21 protein-coding genes are annotated in these 22,236 nt (G+C 57.2%); 18 read left to right on the top strand and 3 right to left on the bottom strand.

Features of this window, described 5'->3' with window-relative positions; genetic code table 11:
* Positions 1-17 precede the first annotated feature (17 nt).
* Entirely contained in the window at positions 18-422 is a 405-nt protein-coding gene (locus tag WEU32_RS07045) for a hypothetical protein (protein WP_312137406.1), read from the top strand.
* Here WEU32_RS07045 and WEU32_RS07050 read toward each other — a convergent pair whose 3' ends face one another.
* Positions 423-1,535 (bottom strand): PA0069 family radical SAM protein, encoded by a 1,113-nt coding sequence (locus WEU32_RS07050; RefSeq protein ID WP_406853379.1) that lies wholly within the window; start codon positions 1,533-1,535, stop codon positions 423-425.
* Between the two features lie 367 nt (positions 1,536-1,902).
* Here WEU32_RS07050 and dnaE point away from each other — a divergent pair, with 367 nt between their 5' ends.
* The 17 genes from dnaE (at position 1,903) to lpxB (ending at position 20,620) form a co-directional block, all read left to right on the top strand.
* Positions 1,903-5,358, top strand: a complete 3,456-nt coding sequence (gene dnaE / locus WEU32_RS07055) for a DNA polymerase III subunit alpha (protein WP_406853380.1) — start codon at positions 1,903-1,905, stop codon at positions 5,356-5,358.
* A gap of 68 nt (positions 5,359-5,426) precedes the next feature.
* Positions 5,427-5,717 carry a GFA family protein gene (locus WEU32_RS07060; RefSeq protein ID WP_406853381.1) on the top strand — a complete coding sequence of 97 codons (291 nt, stop codon included), beginning with the start codon at positions 5,427-5,429 and terminating at the stop codon, positions 5,715-5,717.
* Between the two features lie 194 nt (positions 5,718-5,911).
* The gene (rpsB, locus tag WEU32_RS07065) at positions 5,912-6,706 is read left to right on the top strand and encodes a 30S ribosomal protein S2 (protein WP_312137399.1); all 795 of its coding nucleotides are present in this window, start codon (positions 5,912-5,914) and stop codon (positions 6,704-6,706) included.
* 100 nt (positions 6,707-6,806) lie between these two features.
* Complete coding sequence (gene tsf / locus WEU32_RS07070; RefSeq protein WP_312137397.1) at positions 6,807-7,745, top strand: translation elongation factor Ts; 939 nt, start codon at positions 6,807-6,809, stop codon at positions 7,743-7,745.
* A 140-nt stretch (positions 7,746-7,885) separates the two neighbouring features.
* Positions 7,886-8,623, top strand: a complete 738-nt coding sequence (pyrH, locus tag WEU32_RS07075) for a UMP kinase (protein WP_312137395.1) — start codon at positions 7,886-7,888, stop codon at positions 8,621-8,623.
* 41 nt (positions 8,624-8,664) lie between these two features.
* The gene (gene frr / locus WEU32_RS07080) at positions 8,665-9,222 is read left to right on the top strand and encodes a ribosome recycling factor (protein ID WP_312137393.1); all 558 of its coding nucleotides are present in this window, start codon (positions 8,665-8,667) and stop codon (positions 9,220-9,222) included.
* A gap of 36 nt (positions 9,223-9,258) precedes the next feature.
* Positions 9,259-10,026, top strand: coding sequence for a polyprenyl diphosphate synthase (gene uppS / locus WEU32_RS07085; protein WP_406853382.1), 768 nt, complete (start codon positions 9,259-9,261; stop codon positions 10,024-10,026).
* Positions 10,026-10,844 carry a CDP-archaeol synthase gene (locus tag WEU32_RS07090; RefSeq protein ID WP_312813346.1) on the top strand — a complete coding sequence of 273 codons (819 nt, stop codon included), beginning with the start codon at positions 10,026-10,028 and terminating at the stop codon, positions 10,842-10,844. The genes uppS and WEU32_RS07090 overlap by 1 nt, the downstream gene beginning before the upstream one ends.
* Complete coding sequence (gene dxr / locus WEU32_RS07095; protein ID WP_406853383.1) at positions 10,841-12,037, top strand: 1-deoxy-D-xylulose-5-phosphate reductoisomerase; 1,197 nt, start codon at positions 10,841-10,843, stop codon at positions 12,035-12,037. Before WEU32_RS07090 ends, dxr begins: the two co-directional genes overlap by 4 nt.
* A gap of 27 nt (positions 12,038-12,064) precedes the next feature.
* Positions 12,065-13,282 (top strand): M50 family metallopeptidase, encoded by a 1,218-nt coding sequence (locus tag WEU32_RS07100; RefSeq protein ID WP_406853384.1) that lies wholly within the window; start codon positions 12,065-12,067, stop codon positions 13,280-13,282.
* A 29-nt stretch (positions 13,283-13,311) separates the two neighbouring features.
* A complete protein-coding gene (gene bamA, locus WEU32_RS07105; protein WP_312813340.1) occupies positions 13,312-15,726 on the top strand; it encodes an outer membrane protein assembly factor BamA in 2,415 nt (804 codons plus the stop codon).
* Positions 15,727-15,759: 33 nt separating this feature from the next.
* Positions 15,760-16,347: an OmpH family outer membrane protein gene (locus WEU32_RS07110; RefSeq protein WP_406853385.1), complete on the top strand. Its 588-nt coding sequence runs from the start codon at positions 15,760-15,762 to the stop codon at positions 16,345-16,347.
* Positions 16,348-16,355: 8 nt separating this feature from the next.
* Positions 16,356-17,366 (top strand): UDP-3-O-(3-hydroxymyristoyl)glucosamine N-acyltransferase, encoded by a 1,011-nt coding sequence (gene lpxD / locus WEU32_RS07115; RefSeq protein ID WP_406853386.1) that lies wholly within the window; start codon positions 16,356-16,358, stop codon positions 17,364-17,366.
* A gap of 2 nt (positions 17,367-17,368) precedes the next feature.
* Positions 17,369-17,833: a 3-hydroxyacyl-ACP dehydratase FabZ gene (gene fabZ / locus WEU32_RS07120; RefSeq protein WP_312137380.1), complete on the top strand. Its 465-nt coding sequence runs from the start codon at positions 17,369-17,371 to the stop codon at positions 17,831-17,833.
* Positions 17,830-18,621, top strand: coding sequence for an acyl-ACP--UDP-N-acetylglucosamine O-acyltransferase (gene lpxA / locus WEU32_RS07125; protein WP_406853387.1), 792 nt, complete (start codon positions 17,830-17,832; stop codon positions 18,619-18,621). The genes fabZ and lpxA overlap by 4 nt, the downstream gene beginning before the upstream one ends.
* On the top strand, positions 18,618-19,460 hold the full coding sequence (locus WEU32_RS07130) for an LpxI family protein (protein ID WP_406853388.1): 843 nt from the start codon (positions 18,618-18,620) through the stop codon (positions 19,458-19,460). The genes lpxA and WEU32_RS07130 overlap by 4 nt, the downstream gene beginning before the upstream one ends.
* The gene (gene lpxB / locus WEU32_RS07135; protein WP_406853389.1) at positions 19,460-20,620 is read left to right on the top strand and encodes a lipid-A-disaccharide synthase; all 1,161 of its coding nucleotides are present in this window, start codon (positions 19,460-19,462) and stop codon (positions 20,618-20,620) included. Before WEU32_RS07130 ends, lpxB begins: the two co-directional genes overlap by 1 nt.
* A gap of 22 nt (positions 20,621-20,642) precedes the next feature.
* Here the strand turns inward: lpxB and WEU32_RS07140 are convergent, their stop codons facing one another.
* Together WEU32_RS07140 and gltA are read right to left on the bottom strand one after the other, a co-directional pair.
* Positions 20,643-20,813, bottom strand: a complete 171-nt coding sequence (locus tag WEU32_RS07140; protein WP_312813330.1) for a hypothetical protein — start codon at positions 20,811-20,813, stop codon at positions 20,643-20,645.
* A 117-nt stretch (positions 20,814-20,930) separates the two neighbouring features.
* Complete coding sequence (gltA, locus tag WEU32_RS07145) at positions 20,931-22,226, bottom strand: citrate synthase (RefSeq protein WP_312137374.1); 1,296 nt, start codon at positions 22,224-22,226, stop codon at positions 20,931-20,933.
* Positions 22,227-22,236: the final 10 nt, after the last annotated feature.

Raw genomic sequence — 22,236 nt, forward strand, 5'->3', positions numbered from 1 at the left:
TCCTGCAAGGTTCTACGATGACCCAAGATCATGACATTGACGATGTGGACGGCGGTGGTTTCGACTTTGACGACTGGGATCGTCTGAAGCCGTTTACGGGCCGTATCGCAACACTTGAAGACGTTCAGTCCAAAGCCGCGGTATTTGCTCTGGGCGATACCGAGCGCCCATATCCACTGGACATGGAACTGCCCCAGCCTGCCATCTGGTGGGATGAAGAGGGAGAGAAGCCGGTCATTATCGTTCAGGCCGAAATTCACACCAATGCCGAGGACGAAGAGATGGAAGTCTATGGCCTGATCCTTCCAGACGGCGATGGTGCTGTGGCCCTGAGCGAAGATGTCGACTTGGTGGATGCAACCGATGCCGCTTGGCGCAAGCTGGTCGAGGACTTTATCGATCCGTCAGCGGCCAACGACTGACTAGCCGTCGAACAGGTCCATTTGTGGCCTTGCCTCGGGCGGGAGCTGAAACTGGGTAGTATCCAGTGCTCTGTATGGTTTTTGCAGACCATAACGCCTGATGGCTGCCTTGAAGCGTGTAGCGATCAGTTCAGCGACGGGGCCGGTGCCGCGCATACGCTGTGACCAGTCAGCATCATAATCCTTACCCCGTCGTGTCTGGCGGATCAGTGACATCACACGTGCGGCCCTGTCGGGGCGGGCCTTATCCAGCCATTCACGGAACAGATCCTTGATTTCGTGCGGCAGGCGTAGCGTCACATACATCGCCCCTGTGGCTCCCGCCTTAGCACCTGCTTCCAGAACAGCTTCCAATTCATGGTCGTTCAGGCCGGGAATAACAGGGGCAAAACCTATGCTGACAGGACAGCCCGCATCCCTGAGGCGGCTGATCGCTTCCAATCTACGTGCCGGCGTTGCGGCGCGCGGTTCCATGTCGCGGGCCAGTTTACGGTCCAGTGTCGTGATCGAAATACAGGCGACGGCTAGATTTCGCTGTCCCATTTCACCGAGAATATCTGCATCACGCTTAATCAATGCAGACTTGCTTATGATCGATATCGGTTGGTTGAAGCGCTGTACAACTTCCAGCAACCGCCGCGTCAGTTGCGTGTCACGTTCGACGGACTGATATGGGTCTGTGTTTCCACCGATGTGGATGGGGCAACACCGATAGCGAGGCGAGGACAGTTCTTTGGCCAATAAGGCGGGGCCGTCTGGCTTGTAAAAAAGGCGGCTCTCGAAATCGAGCCCCGCAGACAGGCCCATATAGGTGTGGCTGGGTCTCGCATAACAATAGATGCAGCCGTGCATACAGCCCACATAAGGGTTTATGGACTGATCGAAACTGATATCCGGACTGTCGTTACGGCTGATGATTGTGCGGGACTTGAGTGGAGACAGTGTGGTCTCGATCTGGGCGGGAGCATCGTTGCCGGTCCAACCGTCGTCGAATTCGATTTTCTCGTGTGTTTCAAATCGACCGGACCGGTTTGAGCATGCGCCACGGCCCCGTGCTCCACCGTCGGGCACGCCTTGGCCGCATGGTAGTGTTCTGGCTTGTGGGCGAGGCATGTGCGTCATCAATTCTGTAACAAAGTAGGAACATATTAAGGTGCGCCCAGTGTGGCTGGTTGCGCAATGGCAACGGAACAAAATTAGAACAATTTTATCAAACCGCGTATTTTTGCTTGCATCGGGCAAATATGTAGATCAGAACAAAACAAGAACTTGATCCATGTGGGGATAAGCCTATGTCGCGTCGTTTCAAAGATATCCTGGCCCTTGCATCCTGCGGCAGCTTCGTCTGGATGGTCTGGCACGCTGCCTTTTTGGTATCGTGAGCGGATCGGTCATGCTTTTGCCCATTGCTGGAGCGAGAGGACGACTCTGCGCACAATAGGTAAATGGCCCCGCCTAGCGGGCGATTGGAGCAGTTTGGGTGACCCGAACCACTGACAGCGTTGGCTTTGTTCATCTCCGTGTACGCAGCGCTTATTCGCTGCTGGAGGGCGCTATCAAGGCTGGCAAGATCGGCAAGATGGCTGCCGAGGCGGGCATGCCTGCTGTGGCTGTTGCGGACCGATCGAACCTGTTCGGGGCACTGGAGTTTAGCCAGACGGTAAAGGATGCGGGTGTCCAGCCGATTGTTGGTTGTGCCTTGCCGGTTTTTGGTATCGGCGGGCGGAAATCAGAACGATGGGCCAAGGTGCCGACCATCATGCTTCTGGTTCAGAACGCACAGGGCTGGCTTAATCTTTGCGCTCTTTCTTCGTCGTCATTTCTGGACACGATCGACATGCCCGAGGCGGGTGTGCCGTGGGAAATGGTGGTCGAAAAATCCGAAGGTTTGATCCTGCTGTCGGGTGGTCCTGACGGTCCTGTTGATCCGCTTTTCGCTCAGGGCAAGGTCGATGAAGGGCGCGAAGCTCTGGAGGCTATGAAGGCGGCCTTTGGTGATCGTTTCTATGTTGAGCTTCAGCGCCATAATTTGCCCGAAGAGTTGGCTGCCGAATCCGGTTTGGTGGATTGGGCCTATGAGCGTGACGTTCCGTTAGTCGCTACAAATGACGTCTATTTCGCCAAGGCTTCTCAGGCCAAGGCACACGATGCCCTTTTGTGTATTTCTGACGGTGCTTTTACCGGACAGGAAGACCGACGCCGTGTAACGGGCGAGCACTGGTTCAAACCTTCCGAGGATATGCGGGCGCTGTTTTCGGACTTGCCCGAGGCATGTGACAACACTCTCGAGATCGCACGACGTTGCGCTTTTCTTGTACAGACGCACAAGCCCATCCTGCCACGTTTTGATACCGGTGCTGGCCGTTCAGAAGACGACGAACTTGCGCATCAGGCGCGAGAAGGTCTTAAGGCGCGACTGGCCAAAAACCCGGCCTTCGCGCCTGAACAGGAATATTGGGATCGCCTAGACTGGGAAGTCGGGATCATCCAGCAAATGGGTTTCCCTGGTTACTTCCTGATCGTTTCGGACTTTATCAAATGGGCCAAGCTGAACGACATTCCTGTCGGGCCTGGCCGTGGTTCGGGGGCGGGTTCGCTTGTCGCGTGGTCGTTGACCATTACCGACCTTGATCCGCTGCGGTTTGGTTTGCTGTTCGAGCGTTTCTTGAACCCCGAACGCGTTTCTATGCCCGACTTCGATATCGACTTCTGTCAGGAGCGACGCGAAGAAGTTATCGATTACGTCCAGAATTTTTACGGCAAGGATCGCGTCGCCCAGATCATTACTTTTGGCACGCTTCAGGCTCGGGCCGTATTGCGTGACGTCGGACGTGTCTTGCAGATGCCTTATGGTCAGGTTGACCGTTTGGCCAAGATGGTACCGGCTAATCCAGCCAATCCGGTCACGCTGGCGCAGGCTGTGGACATGGAACCGCGCCTGCGTGAAATGCGTGACGAAGAACCAGCCGTGAAGAACCTGCTGGATACATCGCTGGAACTTGAGGGGTTGTATCGCAACGCTTCGACCCACGCGGCGGGTATCGTTATTGGTGATCGTCCGCTGACCGAGCTGGTGCCGTTGTATCAGGATCCGCGTTCAACCATTCCAGCATCCCAGTTCAATATGAAATGGGTTGAGCCGGCTGGTCTGGTGAAGTTCGATTTCCTCGGCTTGAAGACGCTAACGGTTCTGGATCGCGCCAAGGGGTTTCTGGATCGGCGCGGAGCAGGACCGGAATGGAACCTGCTGCCGCTGGATGATGCCAAGACCTATGAGTTGATGGCCTCGGGCCAGACGGTCGGTGTGTTCCAGTTGGAATCACAAGGCATGCGCGACACGCTTCGCAAAATGCGTTGCGGCTCGATTGAAGAGATCACGGCTCTGATCTCGCTGTATCGTCCCGGGCCTATGGAGATGATCGACACCTATATCGACCGTAAGTTCGGTCGTGCGGAGGTAGACTATCTGCACCCCAGCTTGAAAGATGTTCTGACCGAAACTTACGGGGTCATCATCTATCAGGAACAGGTGATGAAGATCGCCCAGGTTCTGGCGGGTTATAGTCTTGGCGAAGCTGACCTGCTGCGTCGCGCCATGGGTAAGAAGAAGAAGGAGGAGATGGATTTCCAGCGCCTCCGCTTTGTCAAAGGCGCGTCGGAAAAGGATGTGCCGGAAGAGCAGTCGGGTTCCATCTTCGACCTTGTGGCCAAGTTTGCGGGCTATGGCTTTAACAAATCCCACGCTGCGGCCTATGCGCTGATTTCGTTCCAGACGGGTTGGCTCAAGGCCAACCATCCGGTCGAGTTCTTCGCGGCGTCGATGTCGCTGGATCTGTCGAACACAGACAAGCTGGCTGTATTCTATCAGGACTGTCGCCGGTTCGAGATTCCGGTCTTGGCCCCCGATATCAACCGTTCATCGGGTGATTTTGACGTAGCATGGGACGACGGGCAGGGCAGCGTGCTCTATGCTCTTGGGGCCATCCGTAATGTGGGCCTTGAGGCGATGAACCATGTGGTTCAGAACCGTAATGAAGGCGGGCCATTTGCAGATATCTTTGATTTCCTCGAGCGTGTTGATCCCAAGGTAGTCAATAAACGCGCTCTGGAAGGTCTGGCGCGAGCAGGCGCATTTGACAGCATCCATCCGAACCGTCGCCAGTTGTTCGAACAGGCCGATGTCCTCGTAGCCTATTGCCAAAGTGTAGCTGCCGAACGCGCTTCGTCTCAGGTTAGCTTGTTCGGGGCGGATCAAGCCGGTGCTGCACGGCCCCGTCTCAGAAATGTGGAACCGTGGGCTGGCCCGGAGAAACTGGATCAGGAGCTAGCCGCTGTCGGCTTTTATCTGTCTGGGCACCCCCTAGAGGAGCTAACGCCTGCGCTCAAACGCAAGCGCGTGACCTTTGTAGCTGAAGCTCAGGGCTTGGCTGAGGCAGGACATGAAGCCTTCCAGATGGCGGGGGTAGTACGCCGCAAACAGGAAAGGGCCAGCGCCAAAACCGGTGAGAAATTTGCTTTTGTGACCTTCTCAGATCCCACTGGCGAGTTCGAATGCATGTTCCCGCCGGAGCAGTTGCGGCGTTGCCGCGAGGTGCTGGAAGTTGGCACTTCCGTATTGGTTAAGGTGCGCGCCAAGGCTTCGGACGGGGAGGTCCGCTTTTTTGGTGATGATGCCAGCCGCATGGATGTGTTGCTGGATGATGCCAATATTGGTTTGCGTGTTATTGTGTCTGCCAATGCTGCAGACCCCGAGGCTTTGAAGTCGCGACTGGAACGTGCCCGCGCCAATGGCAAGGGCGGCGAGGTCTGGCTTCAGACAACCCTGCAGGGACGCACAGAGGTCGAGGTCAAGCTGCCCGGACGTTATCGTCTTGATGCCGCATTGCGCGGCGCGCTTAAAACGGTTCCGGGTGTAATCATGCTGGAGGATGCCTGATGACGAATGCGGCTACACATAAAGGCTCGTGTCATTGCGGTGCTGTGGCGTATGAGGTCGAGGTCGGAATGGACGGCCTGATTGAGTGCAACTGTTCGCACTGTTATCGCAAAGGCTTCATTTTGGCGTTTGCGCCGCGCTCGGCGTTTCGGTTGTTGAGGGGCGAGGAGGCGACAACTTCCTATTTCTTCAACCAGCACAAAATCGAGCATCGCTTTTGCAAGACATGCGGCGTGCAGCCGTTCGGCTACGGGGTTGCGCCTGATGGATCCGAGGTAGCGGCGATCAATATCCGCACATTAACTGATATTGAGCCCTGGGCATGGCAGGCCTCGCGTGTAGACGGGCGCAGCTTCTAAATCAGGCTTCGTTTATTGAGAGGCTAAGGTCGCGCAACCTATTGCTATTTTCACAAACGGGGCGTAGTAGGCCCTCGCACTTCGCACGTGGGTGAGGCGCGGTTGGGGAGAAATCCTGACCTGCACCGTTCCGAGGGACCGTATGTCCTTTAATCACCCACGCTAGGTTTGATCGGAAAAAGGACAATACGATCATGGCACTGCCAGAATTCTCAATGCGCACCCTGCTGGAAGCCGGCGCTCACTTCGGTCACCAGACCCACCGCTGGAACCCGAAGATGGAACGTTACATCTTCGGTTCGCGCTCGAACATCCATATCATCGACCTGTCGCAAACCATGCCGCTGATGCACCAGGCTCTGGTTGCTGTTCGCGACGTGGCTGCCAAGGGCGGTCGTGTTCTGTTCGTTGGTACCAAGCGTCAAGCTGCTGATCCGGTTGCACAAGCTGCCAAGCGCTGCGCCCAGTACTACATGAACAACCGCTGGCTCGGCGGCACGCTGACCAACTGGCGCACCGTTTCGGGTTCGATCCAGCGTCTGCGTGAACTGGAAGGCATTCTTGCTTCGGGCGAAGGCCGCAACAAGAAAGAGCTGCTGACCCTGCAACGCGAGATGGACAAGCTGGAACTGTCGCTGGGCGGCATCAAGGACATGGGTTCGGTTCCGGACATCATGTTCGTTATCGACACCAACAAAGAGTCGATTGCGATCCAAGAAGCCCGTAAGCTGAACATTCCGATCATCGCCATCCTGGATACCAACTGTGATCCGGACGGCATCACCTATCCGGTTCCGGGTAACGATGACGCCGCTCGCGCCATCCAAACCTATTGTGACCTGATTGCCGATGCGGTTCTGGACGGTCTGGCTGCTGGTGCTGCTGCCCAAGGTATCGACCTGGGTGCTCTGGAAGCTCCGGTTGAGCCGGCTCTGGCCGAAGAAGCTCCGGCTGCTGAAGTTGCAGCTGAAGAAGTCGCTCAAGGCTGATTTTTTCAGGTTCGTTCCCATATAGGGGCGAACTGACGTCAAACCGACATGCGGCCGGGCTAATTGGTCCGGCCGCCCAATCGAATTTCAGGAGAAGAACATGGCCGAGATCACTGCCGCCCTCGTGAAGGAGCTTCGCGAGCGTTCGGGCGTCGGCATGATGGACTGCAAGAAGGCGCTTGTTGAAACCAACGGCGACATCGAAGCGGCTATCGACTGGCTGCGCGCCAAGGGTCTGTCCAAGGCTGCCAAGAAGTCGGATCGCGTCGCTGCTGAAGGCGTCGTGGCTATCGCGACTGAAGAAAACGGTGCCGGTGAAACCGCCGCTGCTATCGAATTCAACGCTGAAACCGACTTCGTTGCCCGTAACGACCTGTTCCAGACCGCTGCCAAGCAGTTTGCTGCCTTGGGTCTGAAGAACGAAGGCGTTGAAGCCATTTCGGCGGCTTCGATGGATAACGGTCGTACCGTTGCTGACGAAATCACCCAGCTGATCGCCACCATCGGCGAGAACATGACCCTGCGTCGTTCGGCTCGCCTGTCGGTTGCCGAAGGTGCCGTGGCTTCGTACGTCCACAACGCAGTGTCGCCTGGCGTCGGCCGTATCGGTGTGCTGGTTGCTGTTGAAGGTGCTGGCGACAAGGCTGCTGTTCGTGAGCTGGGCCGCAAAATCGCTATGCACGTGGCTGCGACTGCTCCGCTGGCTCTGGATACCTCGGACCTCGATCCGGCTGCTATCGAGAAAGAACGCGCTGTTCTGATCGAGAAAGCTAAGGAAGAAGGCCGTCCGGACAACATGATCGAAAAGATCGTGGAAGGCCAAATCAACAAGTTCCAGAAGGAAGTCGTGCTGTCGAAGCAGCCGTTCGTGATGGACCCGGATGTGACGATCGAACAACTGGTCGCTAACACCGGCAAGGAACTGGGCGCTGAACTGAAGCTGGTTGGTTTCGTGCGTCTGGCTCTGGGCGAAGGCGTCGAGAAGGCCGATACGCCGGACTTCGCAGCTGAAGTCGCCTCGATGACCGGCGGCAACTAAGCCAAAAATTTCTTCCTAATTGGGAAGAAAACATAATAAGGGCGCGTTCGGCTTTGAAGGCTGACGCGCCCTTCGTTTATGATGAGCCGCCGATTCACTTACGCGCGGCTGCCTAAACCTGTTTTGATGGACCCACAAGCATGACCGACGCTCTAAACGACTTCCGCTACAAACGCGTTCTCCTGAAGGTGTCGGGCGAGGTTCTGATGGGCGATCAGGCCTACGGCATCGACACCAAGACGGTGGATGCTGTAGCGGCTGCTGTGGCTGCCGTAGCTCGCAAGGGCATTGAAATCTGCTTGGTTATTGGTGGCGGCAATATCTTCCGTGGGCTGTCCAAAGCTGCAGAGGGTATGGACCGAGCCAATGCCGACTATATGGGCATGCTGGCCACGATCATGAACGCACTGGCCATGCAGGGGGCTCTGGAGAAGATTGGTGTTGATACGCGCGTACAGAGTGCAGTGCCGATGGCCACTATTGCCGAGCCCTACATCCGTAGGCGCGCATTGCGTCACCTTGAAAAAGGTCGCGTGGTGATTTTTGCCGCTGGTGTTGGTGCGCCATTCTTCACGACAGATTCGGGCGCGGCCCTGCGTGCTGCCGAAATGGGCTGCGACGCTTTGCTCAAAGGCACCAGCGTTGATGGCGTATATACCGCTGATCCCAAAAAGGATCCCAATGCGGTACGTTACGAGACACTGACGTATCAGGAAGTGCTGGCTAAGGACTTGCGAGTCATGGACGCTTCGGCCATCGCTCTGATGCGTGATAGCGATATTCCGATTGTGGTCTTCTCGATCCGCGACGAAGATTCGCTAAACAAGACCTTGATGGGTGAAGGCACTTTCACCGTCATTACCAACAAGCCTGCCTGATCTGGGCAAGGTATTAGATATTCGATTTAGGACAGGCGCAAATGGCAAAACCTGATCTCAAAACCTTCCGTGACCGTATGGATAAATCGGTCAACGCGCTGAAGGACGACTATGCGGGTCTGCGTACGGGCCGTGCCAATTCTGGTCTTCTGGACCCGGTTATGGTCGAGGCCTATGGCTCCATGTCGCCGCTGAATGCTGTGGCAGCCGTTTCGGTACCGGAACCGCGCATGATTTCGGTGAGCGTATGGGACAAGGGCATGGTCGTTTCGGTCGAAAAAGCGATCCGTGCCGCCGGTCTGGGTCTGAACCCGATTGTGGACGGGCAAACCCTGCGTATTCCGATCCCCCCACTGACCGAAGAGCGCCGCAAGGATCTGGTCAAGCTGGCTGGTAAGTATGCTGAGGACAAGAAGGTCGCCGTCCGTAATGTCCGCCGCGACGCCAATGACGAGCTGAAAAAGGCTGAAAAGGCTGGCGAAATTAGTCAGGACGATCAGAAGAAGATGGAAACCGAGGTCCAAAAGGACACTGATGCTGCCATCAAGCGCATTGATGAAACCCTGAAGGCCAAGGAAATCGAGATCATGCAGGTCTAGGACCTGCATTCTTCTCGAACCAAGGACCAGAGCCTGATGTCGGCCTCAACCGCCTCTATGCATACCGAAAAGTCACTTCATGTGGCCATTATCATGGACGGCAACGGTCGATGGGCCGAGCGCAGAGGCTTGCCTCGTGCTCTCGGACATCGCGAGGGTGTTCAGGCTCTGCGTCGTACGATCAAGGCTGCGCCCGAAATGGGTGTGAAATGCCTGACCATTTTCGGTTTCTCGACCGAGAACTGGAATCGTCCGGCCGACGAGGTTTCCGACCTCATGGGGTTGGTGCGTAACTTTGTCGGAGCCGATCTGAAACGTTTGGATCAGGCGGGCGTGCGTGTACGTGTACTGGGACGCCGCTCAGGTGTGCCGGTTGATATTGTCGATGTGATCGATCGGGCAGAGCGCCAGACCGCGCATAATGACAAGTTCCTGTTGCAGGTTGCCTTTAACTATGGCGGTCGGGCGGATCTGGTGGATGCGGCTCAGGCGCTGATCGACAAGGCGGCCACCGAAGGCCGGTTTGACCTCACCGAAGAAATGTTCGGTAGCAAGTTGTCGACGGCCGGTTCGCCGCCGGTGGATGTGATTATTCGTACCTCTGGCGAGCAGCGCCTGTCGAACTTCCTGTTGTGGGATTGTGCCTATGCCGAACTTGTGTTCCAGCCAGTCTTGTGGCCCGATTATGGCGCTGAGCCCCTTAGGGCGGCTCTCGAAGAGTTTTCCCGTCGTGAACGCCGTTTTGGCGGTCGCGAGGTCGTAGAAGGCTCAGTGGTGCCTTCGACAGAAAGTGCGGTCGGCTAATGGCCCTTAAACCCAAGGATATTGCACTGAGGGCCGCTTCGGCTCTGGTGCTGGCACCGGCCGCCGTTCTGGCGATCTGGGCAGGCGGTTTCTGGTTCACAGGACTGATTGTACTGGGCGGAATCATGTTGGCGCTGGAATGGGCGCGCATGAGCGAACCTCAGGACTGGCGTGCTGTGGGCATGGCCGTGGCCGGAGGTGTTATCGCCCCGATCATTGCTGCCCATATTGGTCAGATGTCTCTGGCCTTCGTGCTGCTGGTATTCGGTGCAGCTATTGCCGGTCTTGTATCGCATCGCCGGGGGGGCGAGGGGCTGGATGGAGCCTATGGGGTATTGTACCTCGGCTGGCCCTGTATCCTGCTGGTCTGGATGCGCGACCTGAACGCCGATCAGGGTCTTTACTGGACTGTTCTAGTTTTTGCAGTCGCTTGGGCTGCCGACATTCTGGCCTATCTGGTAGGCAGTGCTGTGGGCGGGCCGAAGCTTTGGCCGCGCTTTTCGCCAAATAAAACCTGGTCCGGCTTCATTGGTGGCCTGCTGGCTGGCATGGTTGCGGGTGGCGTTATGGCCGCATGGCTGGATATGGGCGCTTTGACAGCGCTGTGGGGCGCTGTGCTGGGCTTGTTGGCAGCCTTGGCCACAATGGGCGGTGATTTGTGGGAATCGGCTCTGAAACGTCGCTTTGGCGTCAAGGATGCCGGCAACCTGATCCCCGGCCACGGTGGTTTGTTGGATCGTGTCGATGGCTTGATGTTTGCCGTTATCGTCGTCGCGATCGGGCGCCTGATCGTGCTGATGATCGGGGGCAACGCGTGATTACGCGCAAGGTCAGCGTGCTTGGCTCGACGGGTTCGGTCGGCACATCGACTCTCGACCTGATGGCGGCGGCCGAAGAAACGGGCAGTGGCCGTTTCGAGGTCGAGGTTTTAACAGGGGGCAGAAATGTCGCCTTGTTGGCCGAGCAGTGCCTTCGCTGGAAGCCCAGACTGGCCGTTATCGAAAACGAAGCCGGTCGTGCAGAACTGATCGACCGTCTTGCCGGTTCGGGGATCGAGGTGGCTGGTGGCAGTAATGCCATTGTCGAAGCTGCATCGCGTCCTGTGGACTGGGTGATGGCCGCGATTGTCGGAGCAGCAGGCTTGCGCTCGGCATGGACGGCGGCAGGGACGGGAACAACCCTTGCTCTGGCTAACAAGGAAAGTCTGGTCTGCTGTGGTCCCGCGCTGATCGAGCGTGTTGCATCTGCAGGTGGCAAGATTATTCCGGTCGATTCAGAGCACTCGGCCATTTTTCAGGTCTTTCCCGCCGAGGCACCAGAGCGGGTTTCCAAACTGATCCTGACGGCATCGGGCGGTCCATTTCGTCGCACGCCGCTGGACCAAATGAAGTCGATCACCCCGCAACAGGCGGTTGCGCACCCGAATTGGTCGATGGGGGCCAAGATTTCGGTCGATAGTGCGTCTATGGCCAATAAGGGGCTGGAACTGATCGAGGCGGCCTATCTATTCGGCATGCCGCAGTCGAAAATCGACGTGGTAGTCCACCCTGAATCGATTATCCACAGCCTTGTGGAATATGTCGATGGCTCGACACTGGCCCAGATGGGGCCGCCAGACATGAAGACTCCGATTGCTTGTGCTTTGTCATGGCCAGATCGTTTGCCATGGCCTGCGCCCAAGCTGGACTTGGCTGCTCTGGGCAAATTGACGTTTGAAACACCGGATATGGTGCGTTTTCCAGCGCTCAAGTTGGCCCGCGAAGCACTGGAAGCAGGCGGTGTCGCTCCCGTCATTTTCAATGCCGCCAACGAAGTGGCTGCATTTGCTTTCCTTGACCGGCGGTTGGCATTTCTAAATATTGCCGCAGTCATCACCGAAACCCTTGAAAAGGCACAAGGTGAAGGACTGGCTATCGGTACTGGAAGTGCAGCCGAATCGGCATTGGCCGTCGATAAGGAAGCGCGCCGGATCGCCGGGGACATTGTTTCGACACTGGATCTGGCGGCCTGATCGCTGCGATTTGAGACTGGAGACTGAATGATCGGCTTCTTGGGCCAAATGCTGAGTTATGTGCTGCCATTTCTGGTCGTTCTGACCGTTGTGGTGACCGTACACGAACTCGGCCATTTTCTGACGGCCCGCGCCTTTGGCGTAAAGGTGGACCGTTTTGCGATCGGTTTCGGTCGCCCGATCCTCCGCCGCAAGGACCGCCATGGTGTCGAGTGGCGGATCGGCTGGATGCCGCTGGGCGGCTATGTGAAATTCTCGGGCGACTTGGATGAATCCGGTGTGCCTGACCGTAAAGGTCTGGAAGAACTGCGCCAGCGTCTGGTTGCTGAAAAGGGGGAGGGCGCGGAACGCGACTACCTCTACTTCAAGCCGTTGTGGCAGCGCGCACTGGTTGTGGCTGGCGGCCCGATTGCCAATTTCGTACTGGCCCTGGCGATCTTTACGGTCCTGTTTTCGGCTGTCGGTGTCCCGCTGCGCCCTGCGCGGGTAATTGACGTTGCCGAAGGATCACCAGCGGCGGCGGCAGGTTTTGCCGTCGGGGACCTGATTACCCACGTAAACGGCAAGCTGATCGAGGACAGTTCCGAAGTGATCCGACATGTGGCCCTGTCCAGCGGAACGCCGGTCCAGTTCACGGTTGAACGCGACCAAAAGGTTTTGAACCTCACGGGCGTGCCTGAACGTACCGTGGTTGATGATCCTATTGGTGGTCGTGTGACCATGGGCCGTATCGGCCTTGGTCTGGGCTCGACCCGTGCAGAATACCGCCATGTGCGCTATTCCCCGATCGAGGCTGTCGGCAAGGGTGCCGAGGAAATCACCAGCATTATCGGTACCACTATCAAATATATCGGCCGCATTTTTACCGGCCGTGAAAACGGCGACCAGTTCAGCGGCCCGTTGGGAATCGCCCGTGTTTCGGGTGGCCTTACGAATGCTGCGGTGGCGGCGGATCCCGATCCGGTTGCGGTCACTTTTAACCTGTTACTGACGCTAACCAGTTTTGCCGCCATACTTTCGGTCGGAATCGGCTTTCTAAATCTTTTGCCGATTCCGGTTCTGGATGGGGGGCACCTGATGTTTTATGCCTATGAAGCCGTTGCCCGTCGTCCTCTGGACGCGCGGATACAGTCAACGGGTTATGGAGTAGGACTTGCCATGTTGGCCTGTATGATGTTGTTCGCCACTTGGAACGACCTGCAGAAGCTGAATATCTTCAAATTCCTTGGCGGGCTCGTCGCGTGAGTCGAGACCTGCCCCTAAGGACATCCCGAATGATCGACCTGATGAACCGAAATTCTCTCCGCGCGCGTATTCTTGGTCCGAGCGGGATCGCCCTTGTTCTGGCGGCTGGCCTGGCAACACCTGCCTTGTCCCAGGAAGCGGCACCCGCTGCTGCGGCCACAGCCGAAGCGACCCCTCAGGTGGTTGTCGCTGACGAAGAGCGCGGTCAAGTTAATCGCATCATTGTGCGCGGTAACCAGCGTATCGACCATACGACGGTGCTGTCCTATCTGCCGATCCAACCAGGCGACATCGTCGACCCCGTGACGTTCGACGTTGCCGTGCGTACGCTGTACCGCACCAACCTGTTTGCCAACGTGCAACTGGGCCTTCAGCCGAATGGCGATCTGGTGATCGAGGTTGTCGAAAACCCGATCATCAACCAGGTGACATTCGAGGGTAACAAGGCCCTGACCGAAAAGAAGCTGCGTGACGAAGTCACGATCAGCCCGCGTGGTATCTATACCCGTGCACGCGTTCAGGAAGACGTCGGTAAGATTGTCGAGCTGTACCGTATGTCGGGCCGCATTTCGGCGACTGTGACCCCGCGTCTGGTTCAGTTGGAACAGAACCGCGTCGATGTCGTGTTCGAGATCGATGAAGGTCCGGAAAGTGGTATTTCGGGCATTACCTTCCTTGGCAACAAGGCTTTCTCGGATGCCGATCTGCGCGAAGTGATGGTGACGCAGGTTTCGCAGTGGTGGCGTCTGTTCAGCTCGAACGACAACTATGATCCGAACCGTCTGGATTATGACCGCGAGCAACTGCGTAAATTCTATACCAACCGCGGCTATTATGATTTCAACATCATGTCGTCGGTTGCCGAACTCAAGCCGGACAACAGCGCGTTTGCAGTCACCATTACGGTGGACGAAGGCGACAAATACAATTTCGGCGAGGTAAAGGTCGTCACAGAAAGCGAGCGTCTTAACGCGGACTTCCTGACCGCGCTGCTGCCGATCCGTTCGGGTGATCTGTTCCAGAGCGACCGCATTGAAAATGCCGTCGATGCCCTGACCTTTGCTGCGGGCTCGGCCGGGTATGCGTTTGTGGACATTTCGCCGTCCTATCGCGCCAATCCGGAAACAGACACGGTCGATGTGACGTTCAACGTCCGCGAAGGTTCGCGCGTTTACGTTGAACGTATCAATGTGGTGGGTAATACCCGCACACTGGATACGGTTATCCGTCGTGACCTGTTGTTGGGTGAGGGCGATGCCTTTAACCGTTCGCTGATCGAGCGTTCGCGTAACAATCTTCGTGCTCTGGGCTTCTTCAAGGACGTCAAGATCGAGGAAACCCGTGGTTCTGCTCCGGACCGTTCGATTGTCAACGTGACTGTTGAGGAGCAGCCAACCGGTGAATTGTCGGTTGGTGCCGGTTTCAGCTCGTTCGACAGCTTCACGCTGAACCTCGGCGTGACCGAGCGTAACTTCCGTGGTCGTGGCCAGAACGTGGTGGCGCGTGCCGAGTGGGGCTCGATCCGCCAGAATATCGATTTCCGTTTTACCGAGCCAAAATTCATGGGCCGTGATGTGGCTGCAGGCTTCGACCTGTTCCACACCCGTATGGACCTGTCGGAATACGCTTCGTACGACTACCGTTCGACGGGTGCGGGCCTGCGTTTGACCTATCCGCTGAACAACTATACCCGCCTGAGCCTGCGTTACTTCCTCAAGGATGACGAAGTGATGGTGCCGAATAGCTATTGCTCGTCTTCGGGTATGGGCACGTCGGCACTGTGCGATCAGATCGGTGCCTATATCAACTCGTCGGCGGGCTATACGCTGTTCGTGGACCGCCGTAATGATCCTGTTCGCGCTACGCGCGGCTGGACAACAGCCCTGCGTCAGGACTTTGCCGGTATCGGTGGCGATGTGAACTACATCAAGACCGAGATGGATGCGGCCTACTACTACGGCATTCGCCCGAACTGGGTGGTCAGTGTTCAAGGCTCGGTCGGCTATATCGCCGGCTGGAGCGGTGACTCGATCCGCATCAACGACCGTTTCTTCAAGGGCGGTCAAAGCTTCCGTGGCTTCGAAACGGCCGGTATGGGCCCGCGCGATCTGACCACGACGGATGCCTTGGGCGGTAATTTCTATGCCATCGGTACGGTTGAACTGACCCTGCCGAACGGTTTGCCTGAACAGTACGGCATTCGCACTAGCCTGTTTGCTGATGTTGGTACTCTGGGCAAGCTGGATGACCGTTATCTGGTCGGTAGCAATGGGCTGCCTAACGACAAGATTGTCGATGATCTGGCCTTGCGCGCTGCTGCGGGCGTGAGCATCCACTGGCGCTCGCCGATGGGTCCGATCCGCTTTGACTTGTCCAAGGTTCTGTCGAAGGAAGACTACGACAAGACCGAAACCTTCCGCTTCTCGACTTCAACCCAGTTCTAAACCGCGGACCGATCCGCACTAAGGCTTAATACGATGAAGACTCTTACGATTGGCGCTTTCGCTCTGGCCACGCTGGCAGCTTCGGCTGCCTCGGCTCAACAAGCTCCGGCTAATCCGGGTCCGGTCATTCCGGGTGTTTGCTCGTTCTCGGGTGAAGGCATCATGTCGGGTTCGCTGGCCGGTCGCGCCGTTCAGGCCCGTATGGTTCAACTATATCAAGAAGTTCAAGGTGAACTGCAGCCGTACATGACCTCGCTGGAAAGCGAAGCCCAGCAGCTGCAGCAATCGGCGGCCACCCTGTCGGAAGCTGATCGCAACACCCGTATTCAGGCGCTGCAAACCCGTGACCGCGAACTGCAACAACTGCAGCAAACCCGCGCCAACGAACTGCGCTACACTCAAGCCGTTCAGGCCGAAGCCATCAACGCGGCTGCACAGCCGATCGTTATCGCAGTGTATCAAGAGCGTGGTTGTGGCGTTCTTCTGAACGACGGCGCTGTGGGCTATATCAACCCGGCTATGGACATCACCGCTACGGTCGTTCAGCGCCTAGATGCCCAACTGCCGACGCTGTCGTTCAACCGTATGCCGGTGCCAGCACAGGCACAGGCTCAGAACTAATCTGGGCCATGCCCGATACGAGCTTTTTCAAGACCCTGTCACCCCGCACGGTCGCCTCCATCGCCGAACAACTCGGTGCGGAAGTGGTCCGGGGTGGCGAGGTCATCGTTTCGGCGGTTGCGCCCCTGTCCACTATGGACCGGGGCGCTATCGCTTTTATGGGTGATCGCAAATTCTTGCCGACCTTGGAGAATACCAAGGCCGGCTGTGTGATCGTCCACCCTTCAATGGCAGAGCATGTCCCCGAAGGCGTGGCCGTCATTGCCTCGCGTCAGGCGCAAGCCGACTGGGCGCATGCATCGATGATGCTGTATGCGCCGCGTGGGTTGGACCGTGCCATTACAGTGGCAGAGGCTGCTGAAGACGAAACCGTGGTGATCGAGCCGGGCGTGGTTCTGGGCGAAGGTGTTCGTATCGGACGCGGCACGCGTATCTGCGCCAATACGGTTATCGGGCCGGGCGTACAGATCGGTCGCGATTGCTGGATCGGTTCGAATGTTAGCCTGTCATTTTGCCTCTTGGGTGACCGCGTAAAAATCTACGCCGGTGTGCGTATCGGTGAATCCGGTTTCGGCGCAGCAGGATCGCGCGAGGGACCGGTCGATATTCCGCAACTGGGGCGGGTTATCGTACAGGACAATGTGACGATCGGTGCCAATAGCTGTGTGGATCGCGGTGCCTATGATGACACGGTCATCGGTGAAGGCAGCAAGATCGACAATCTGATCCAGATTGCCCACAACTGTGTCATCGGACGTAACAACCTGATGGCGGCCCAGGTGGGTCTGTCGGGTTCGATTACGACGGGCGACAATGTGATTTTTGGTGGTCAGGCCGGTATTGCCGACCACTTGAATATCGGGGAAGGGGCCCGAGTAGCCGGGGGGGCTGGGGTGCTGGCAGATATACCTGCTGGTGAAACCTGGTCGGGGTATCCAGCCAGACCGCTTAGACGCTTCTTGCGTGAAAGCATCTGGCTATCGAAACAGGCGTCTAAAAAAGGCGCAAAGGAAACCTGAGCATGAGCGAACAGATCAATATCGACTATGCCGAGGTGATGCGTCGCCTCCCGCACCGTTACCCTTTCCTGCTGGTCGACAAGGCGCAGGATTTTGTCGCGGGCACCTCGATTGTCGGCATTAAAAATGTCACGCACAACGAGCCGTTCTTCCCCGGTCACTTCCCGATTGATCCGGTCATGCCGGGCGTTTTGATCGTAGAAGCCATGGCCCAGACAGGCGCGCTGTTGATGTCTAAAACCCTCGACGTTCCGGTCGAGGACAAGGTCATCATGTTCATGTCGATCGATGGCGTGCGCTTCCGTAAGCCCGCTCGTCCGGGTGACCAGCTTCGTATGGAAGTGAAGGTCATCAAGGCGCGCGGCGATGCCTATAAGTTCCGTGGCGAAACCTTCATTGACGGCAAACTGGCCGCTGAAGCTGAGTTCATGGCCATGGTTGTCAAAATCGAGGAACCGGCCAAGTGAGCCACGTTCACCCGACCGCAATTGTCGATTCCAGCGCAACCATAGCCGACGGCGTTGTCGTCGGCCCATGGAGCGTTGTCGGCCCCAATGTGTCACTGGCTACAGGCGTGGTGCTTAAATCCCACGTTGTGATCCAGCAGGACACAGCGGTCGGGGCCAATACCGCCATTCACTCTTTCGCTCTGGTTGGCGGTGATCCGCAGCACCTTGGCTATAAGGGTGAAATGGTCCGTCTTGAGATTGGCGAGAACAATATCATTCGCGAGCATGCCACGCTGAACCGTGGCACGCCGCAAGGCTCGGGCGTGACGCGCCTTGGTAACAATTGCCTGCTGATGACGGGTGCACACATTGGCCATGACTGTGTGGTCGGTAACAATGTCACCATGGCCAATAGCGCAACTTTGGGTGGCCATGCCGAGGTGGGCGATCGTGTGTTCCTTGGCGGCCTTTGCGCTGTGCACCAGAACGGACGCGTGGGGCAGGGCGCCATTGTGGGCGGTCTAGCGGCAGTCACCCGCGATGTCATTCCTTATGGTTCGGTATGGGGGAATCATGCGCGTCTGCGCGGGCTGAACCTGATCGGGCTCAAGCGTAAGGGCTATGGCAAGGACCAACTGCGTCGTCTGCTGGCCTTCTATCGCGAATTGTTCGAGGGCGAGGGGCAGTTTGCCGGACGTCTGGCGACGATTGGTGAAACCTATAACGATATTCCCGAACTCGTCGAAATCCTCGACTTCATCCGTGAAGGTGGCAAACGCCCGCTTTGCTTGCCGAACGCCGAATGAAAAAGCTGGGCCTGATTGCCGGCGGCGGAGACCTTCCTGCGTCTGTCGCAGCTCGATGCGAAGCAGAGGGGCGACCGCTCTATGTCATACGGTTGGATGGCTTTGCCGAAGAGGCCATGCTGGCTTGGCATGGCGAAACGATGAGTATGGCCCAGATCGGCGGTATTCTGAAAGCCTTGCGTCGCGAAGAATGCGAAGCGGTGTGTTTAGCCGGATATGTAAATCGACCTGATTTCAAAGCCCTAAAGCCTGATCTTAAAGGAGCGACGCTGCTCCCAGGAATTATTGCGGCCGCGACAAAGGGTGATGATGCCCTGCTGCGTAAAATTCTAGGCGTGTTTGAAGCTGAAGGATTTAGTGTCGAGGGAGCCGACGACATTCTGGGCGGCTATATGCTCAGCGTTGGGCCTTTAGGTTCGCTGATACCGGATGAAAAACAGATATTTGACCTGAAGAAAGCTATTTATGTAGCTGAAAAGTCAGGTGAACTTGATATCGGCCAAGGTGCAGTCGTTTGTGACGGCTTGGTTTTAGCTGTCGAGGCTCAGGAAGGCACCGATCAGATGCTGTTGCGAGTTGCGGGCTTACCTCAAGACCTGCGTGGCTCATCGGAATATCGCAAAGGTGCATTGGGGAAGGCTCCAAAACCTATTCAGGATATTCGTGTAGATATGCCGGTCATCGGACCACGCACAGTAGAACTAGCCGCAGCTGCAGGGCTGGCGGGTATAGGTGGCTTTTCAGACCGCCTTATTGTCATGGATGCCGATGCCACGCGTGCAGCAGCAGATCGTCTGGGTCTGTTTATCTGGGGTTTGTCTGACGGGGATCGCCTGTAATGGCCTACAAAATCATGCTGGTGGCAGCCGAGGCCTCTGGCGATGTGCTGGCGGCCAATCTGGCGAGCGTCCTGAAATCACGATTGGGAGATGATGTCAGCTTTGTCGGCGTGGGTGGGCCGCGCATGGCCGAACTAGGTATCGAAAGCCCGTTCAATATTTCCGAGCTATCTATTTTAGGTATTGTCGAAGGCATCAGGGCCTATTCTCTTGTAAAGCAGCGTGTGGCGGACACTGCGGCTCTAGCGCTGCGCGAAAAGCCGGATGCTGTGATCCTTGTCGACTCATGGGGCTTTACCATTCGGACGGCCAGAGCCATTCGCAAGGTTTTGCCGCAAGCGGCTCTGATCAAATATGTCGGGCCACAGGTCTGGGCCTCTCGCCCCGGACGCGCCAAGGTGCTGGCAAAGGCTGTCGATCACCTTTTGGCGCTGTATCCTATGGATGCGCCCTGGTTCGAACGTGCGGGCCTACCGACGACCGTGGTCGGCTCATCGGCTCTGCATATTGATATGAGCAATGCAGATGGTGATCTGTTCCGTAAGCAGCAAGGAATTGCGCCGGATGCACCCCTTCTGCTGGTGATGCCGGGGAGTCGCCCGAAAGAAATCGAGCGGATGACGCCCGTTTATGAACAGACCGCGCGTAATCTAAAGGCTGAAATCCCTGATCTGCAAGTTGCTGTCGTTGCCGCGGGGACTGTCGCGGCCGATGTTACAGGACGTGTCGCATCGTGGCCTTTCAGGGCGCATCTGGTCGGTGAAGCCGACAAATACGCAGCTATGAAAGCAGCTAATGTAGTTCTTGCCACCAGCGGAACCGTTTCAACGGAAATCGCGGTGGCGGGAACGCCGATGGTGATTGCTTACAAGATCGACAACTTTTCGTACCGGCTGATGAAACCCTTGGTGACAGCCAAGTTCTTTACCATGCTGAACCTCGCTGCCGATGAGGAAGTGGTGCGCGAGTTTATCCAGTTCGATGCTACGGCAGAAAAGATCACGCCTGAGGTCTTGCGTCTTTTAACAGACAAACAGGCTGCCCGCGCGCAAGCCAGACGTCAGACAGAAGTACTGGAAATCATGGGGCGCGGTGGTCCCAATCCGTCAGAACTGGCAGCAGATGCTGTTCTGAAAGTGCTGAAAAACCGTAAGGCCTGATCGACCTTACGGTTTTCGCCGATTACTTCGTCATCCAGGGGCGAGATTTCCCCGAAGCGATGCGCTTGTTCTGCTCGCGCTGGAAAGCACCGCCACGCGGTGCTTTCTCGCGTGCATTAAGGGCTTCCTGCTTCAGACGGAAGGCGCGCTGGATGGGCGTTTCATTGGCGGGGGGATTGGCGTTATCGGTCATGTTGGCTCTCTAGCACATAGGTTGTCCGAACTCCGACCAACAAAAAACGCCGGAGCCAATGCTCCGGCGTTTTCGATGTATGACGTGGTCGCACTCGACCACGATAACAAACCGGTATTAGCCGCGCTTGTCGATCGAGACGTAGTCGCGTTGCGTCGGGCCGGTATACAGCTGACGCGGGCGACCGATCTTTTGGGTCGGATCGGCCATCATTTCTTGCCACTGCGAGATCCAGCCAACGGTACGGGCCAGAGCGAACAGGACGGTGAACATGGTGGTCGGGAAACCCATCGCCGACAGCGTGATGCCCGAATAGAAGTCGACGTTCGGGAACAGCTTGCGCGAGGTGAAGTATTCGTCCGACAGGGCGACCTTCTCCAGTTCCTTGGCAACAACGAACAGCGGGTCATTGGCGCGGCCGGTGGCTTCCAGCACTTCATATGCCGACTGTTGCATGACCTTGGCACGCGGGTCGTAGTTCTTGTACACGCGGTGACCGAAGCCCATCAGCTTGTACTTACGGTCCTTAACGCCTTGGATAAACTCAGGAATACGGTCCGGAGTACCGATTTCCTTCAGCATGTTCAGCGCTTCTTCGTTCGCGCCGCCGTGCGACGGGCCCCACAGGCAGGCAATGCCTGCTGCGATACAGGCGAACGGGTTGGCACCCGACGAACCGGCCAGACGGACGGTCGAAGTCGATGCGTTTTGCTCGTGGTCTGCGTGCAGGGTGAAGATGCGGTCCATGGCGCGGACCAGACGCGGATCAACCTGATAGTCTTCCGCCGGAACGGCGAAGCACATACGCAGGAAGTTCTCGGCATACGAGAGGTCGTTGCGCGGCGAAACGAACGGCTGGCCGATGTGGTACTTGTACGCACGGGCAGCGATCGTCGGCATCTTGGCGATCAGACGGATAGCCGAGATATCGCGCTGGACCGGATCGTGGATGTCGAGGCTGTCATGATAGAAGGCCGACAGGGCACCGACGGTACCTACCATGATCGCCATCGGGTGGGCGTCGCGACGGAAACCTTCGAAGAAGCGGTCGAACTGCGCATGCAGCATGGTGTGACGGGTGACCAGTTCCGAGAACTCTTCGTACTCGGCAGCGGTCGGCAGTTCACCTTTGAGCAGCAGGTGGCAAACTTCCAGGAAGTTCGACTGCGAAGCCAGTTGGTCGATCGGGTAACCGCGGTGCAGCAGTACACCTTCGTCACCATCGATATAGGTCAGGCCCGACTCGCACGAAGCGGTCGAGGTGAAACCCGGGTCAAAAGTGAAAGCACCGGTGCCAGCATATAGCTTGCGGATGTCGATGACGTCCGGACCGGTCGAACCGGACAGGACGGGGAGGTCGATGCTCTTGTCGCCGAGGGTGAGAGTGGCGGCGGGATTGGTTTTTTCAGTCATCTGGGCCCCT

The organism is Brevundimonas sp. BH3 (assembly GCF_045345115.1).
Taxonomy (GTDB): Bacteria; Pseudomonadota; Alphaproteobacteria; order Caulobacterales; family Caulobacteraceae; genus Brevundimonas.

Bases quoted from the DNA above. Each gene is read 5' to 3' on its own strand.
- lpxB (WP_406853389.1), top strand. From the start codon at position 19,460: ATGGCCTACAAAATCATGCTGGTGGCAGCCGAGGCCTCTGGCGATGTG.
- fabZ (WP_312137380.1), top strand. From the start codon at position 17,369: ATGAGCGAACAGATCAATATCGACTATGCCGAGGTGATGCGTCGCCTC.
- WEU32_RS07100 (WP_406853384.1), top strand. From the start codon at position 12,065: ATGATCGGCTTCTTGGGCCAAATGCTGAGTTATGTGCTGCCATTTCTG.
- WEU32_RS07090 (WP_312813346.1), top strand. From the start codon at position 10,026: ATGGCCCTTAAACCCAAGGATATTGCACTGAGGGCCGCTTCGGCTCTG.
- WEU32_RS07110 (WP_406853385.1), top strand. From the start codon at position 15,760: ATGAAGACTCTTACGATTGGCGCTTTCGCTCTGGCCACGCTGGCAGCT.
- WEU32_RS07050 (WP_406853379.1), bottom strand. From the start codon at position 1,535: ATGCCTCGCCCACAAGCCAGAACACTACCATGCGGCCAAGGCGTGCCC.
- WEU32_RS07130 (WP_406853388.1), top strand. From the start codon at position 18,618: ATGAAAAAGCTGGGCCTGATTGCCGGCGGCGGAGACCTTCCTGCGTCT.
- lpxD (WP_406853386.1), top strand. From the start codon at position 16,356: ATGCCCGATACGAGCTTTTTCAAGACCCTGTCACCCCGCACGGTCGCC.
- WEU32_RS07045 (WP_312137406.1), top strand. From the start codon at position 18: ATGACCCAAGATCATGACATTGACGATGTGGACGGCGGTGGTTTCGAC.
- pyrH (WP_312137395.1), top strand. From the start codon at position 7,886: ATGACCGACGCTCTAAACGACTTCCGCTACAAACGCGTTCTCCTGAAG.
- uppS (WP_406853382.1), top strand. From the start codon at position 9,259: ATGTCGGCCTCAACCGCCTCTATGCATACCGAAAAGTCACTTCATGTG.
- bamA (WP_312813340.1), top strand. From the start codon at position 13,312: ATGATCGACCTGATGAACCGAAATTCTCTCCGCGCGCGTATTCTTGGT.
- tsf (WP_312137397.1), top strand. From the start codon at position 6,807: ATGGCCGAGATCACTGCCGCCCTCGTGAAGGAGCTTCGCGAGCGTTCG.
- rpsB (WP_312137399.1), top strand. From the start codon at position 5,912: ATGGCACTGCCAGAATTCTCAATGCGCACCCTGCTGGAAGCCGGCGCT.
- gltA (WP_312137374.1), bottom strand. From the start codon at position 22,226: ATGACTGAAAAAACCAATCCCGCCGCCACTCTCACCCTCGGCGACAAG.
- WEU32_RS07140 (WP_312813330.1), bottom strand. From the start codon at position 20,813: ATGACCGATAACGCCAATCCCCCCGCCAATGAAACGCCCATCCAGCGC.
- frr (WP_312137393.1), top strand. From the start codon at position 8,665: ATGGCAAAACCTGATCTCAAAACCTTCCGTGACCGTATGGATAAATCG.
- WEU32_RS07060 (WP_406853381.1), top strand. From the start codon at position 5,427: ATGGACGGCCTGATTGAGTGCAACTGTTCGCACTGTTATCGCAAAGGC.